General features: G+C 60.2%; 1 pseudogene. It reads left to right on the forward strand.

The features are described from left to right. Positions 1 to 2,828: pseudogene (locus E0F99_RS30215) on the forward strand (membrane-targeted effector domain-containing toxin); the annotation flags it as partial.

The following is a 2,828-nucleotide window of genomic DNA, read 5'->3' on the forward strand; positions in this document are numbered from 1 at the left end:
TGAGCCAGTCACGTAGCCTGTTTCAGGCGCTGGCGCAGGCCGACCTCACCCAGGATGCGGGCAAGATGTTGCTGGCTCAGCTCAGAGCCGACCTCAACACCCACCTGCAAAGCCTCGACGAAACCAGCACGGTGGACGGCCAAGGACGCAAAAGTTTTATCACTCAGGCGGCCGGTCTTGGCGAACTGGAGCAACAGGCCAGGCTGGATGTGCGTGATTACCTGCTGTCACCCGCCGAACAGCGCATGATTGAAGACTGCTCCCTAGGCCCGACCTTTCGGCCGGGCATGTACTCGCTCAATTTCAGTTACCAGGACAAGACCGTGGAATTTGCCGGGGCCTTCGTGCTTACGCGCAAATCCAGCCCCAGCGTCGATAACCTGACGTCGGGACAGGACCTCGGTCAGGTGCTGTTATTTAGTCCAAATCGAGGCCTGGAGACCTTCGATTCCCTGGCGGAACTCGACGTGGGCCTCAAGTCGATCCTGGCACTGACGGCGGGTCGCGAAGAGATCAGCCGACACCTGCCGGTGCATTACCAAACGTTGGACATCGCCGATATCTGGCCCCTGCAATTGCTGCCGATTGAAGGCGAGCCGCTCTTCGAGCACACCTACGACGCGATACTCGAAAAGCGTCGCCAGGATATCGACCTGGCCTTGAGCCTGGTCGACAACCCGCTGCACGATGCCACGCTGCTGACGTCGGCATTGGAACGTGCCGTAAAGGCCGCGCTCCCCGACTTGTCATTACGCCTGGCCTTCAGGCAGCAACAGCTGCTGGAGCGAAGCCTCTACAACAGCCTGCCGGATTGGTATCGCAGCGCAGACCCAGCGGGCCAGCAGACCCTGAGTGGTTTTATCCATGCTTACAATCAGGCCCGAAACACCTTCATCGATCTGCTCGGACCTGCCGCGTCCCCCCAGGACTTGGCGCGCTACCAGTTGACCGAGTACCTGGACGAAGAGCTGGAAATACATGACCTGGATCTGCAGCACCTGCAGATCACCACCCGACGTAACGTCGCCCAAGTTGGCACCTACGAGCAGCAGCGCACGCTTGCGCAGTTGAGCTATTCGGGGCTGCATACCGGCGACGAGCTACCCGGTTCGGACTTCCTGACTAACACCACCCTGACCTACGCGGGGGCGGCCCCGCAAGGCCGGCACGCTGAGCTGAATGCGCAAAGCGTGCTGGCCATACTCCGTGAGCCCGACATGCAACCGCGCCTGGACTTTGCCGCGCTGCAAAACAAAATGCAGGTCAAAGCTGAAATCAAACAGGCCACCCGCGACCTGTTCGATCAGCGCCTGGTGTTGCTTGCCTATGTCGCCCGGTTGCGGGGCGATTTGAGCCAGGCGGACTACCAATTGTTCGAAGACCTGCGCGCGGGCACGCGCCCACGCCTGCGCGCGCAGACCGTGCTGCTGCATGGCTCGCAGCTCAAGGATGTGTGGCTGTTGCGTGAGGACGATGGCAGTGGTCAAACCCGACGCTTGCTGCTGAACACGCCAGGTTCCCCACGCGAGCGACAGTTCCTCACCTTCACCACCGAGCGTGAATGCCAGACGCATATCATCGCTTGGGCTGACGACACCCGCCGGCTCCAGGGCCGAACCATGAATGACTATCTGCTCGAACAATGCCCCCTGCGTTTTCGGCCAAAGATGGCTACGTTTCTCGCCGGGCTGGGTTTGAGGCCCGATGCACAGGAACACGAGGAGGTGACATTCGGCTCCTTATGCGCCTACACGGTCTGCCTGGACGCCATGGTCGCTCATGCACAAAGTGTTGCGCTGGACGACTACGAATACACGACCCCGCTGTGGTACCGCTCCGCCCAAGTCGCAGACCGAACCCGGTTGACCAGCCTTGGCGAGGATGCCGCCGGCGCCTTGCGCACCTACAACGCCCGGCCCGATTCAGAAGCGAACTTCATCACCTTCGACGCCTTTGTGCAGGAGAAAGCCAAGCTCAGCCTGAACACGCTGCTGGGCCGTAGCCAGAATGATATTGACCCGGACACCGTCTATGTTTCGGCACCTTGGCCGCTGCTGGGTGGTATGCCGAAGCCCATCACCTATACCCGCTTATACAGAGACGGCTACCAGGACAACGTCGGTTTCATCGACCCGAAGTTTTCCACGTCCGCCACCTTCAGTGGGCCTGATGGCGTCGACCTGAGTCGCCTGACCCCGCAGAACGTTGCACGCTCAGTGACCGGTGCATGGATCGGCCAGCGTTACATCGACGAAGTACGCGCCAAACTACAAAGCGCGAGCAGCCCAGGTTACGTCGAACGGCGCAACGCCACGCTAATGATCAACCAACTGCAGATGAAATACGCGGCGCTGGACTGCTGCCTGCGCGGCCATATCGCGCGGGTCGACCTGGCCTGGCTGGAACGTGCCATCGATAGCTTTGGCGATACGACGGTCGCGACCCGCAACCTGTACAAAGTGCATCGGCTGATGATCGACGGTGAATGGGTCATCGGCAATTACCTGTTCAGCCACGCGGACAACCCGGTTCTGCTGTACACCCCAAACATGCCCGATGGCATCGCCTTCCGTGAGGCGAAGCTGTTCAACTATTGGCTGAAAAAAGTCGACGGCGTGTCAGATTATCTCTACGGCCGTGTGGCGGTTAAATCCAAGACCCGGATCGGCAGTTTTCTGGAGGCTGCCCGCAAAGGGTTACCCGAGACGATCGATCGTACGACCCCAAGTCCGGCACGCCATGACCCCATCGCCCATGTCGTACCGCTGGCAGACCTGCGACATGAGTTCTCAAACATGGTGTTGCAGCGCAAAATAGACGACGTGGTG

The organism is Pseudomonas antarctica, from assembly GCF_900624995.1.
In the GTDB taxonomy this organism is placed as follows: Bacteria; Pseudomonadota; Gammaproteobacteria; order Pseudomonadales; family Pseudomonadaceae; genus Aquipseudomonas; species Aquipseudomonas antarctica.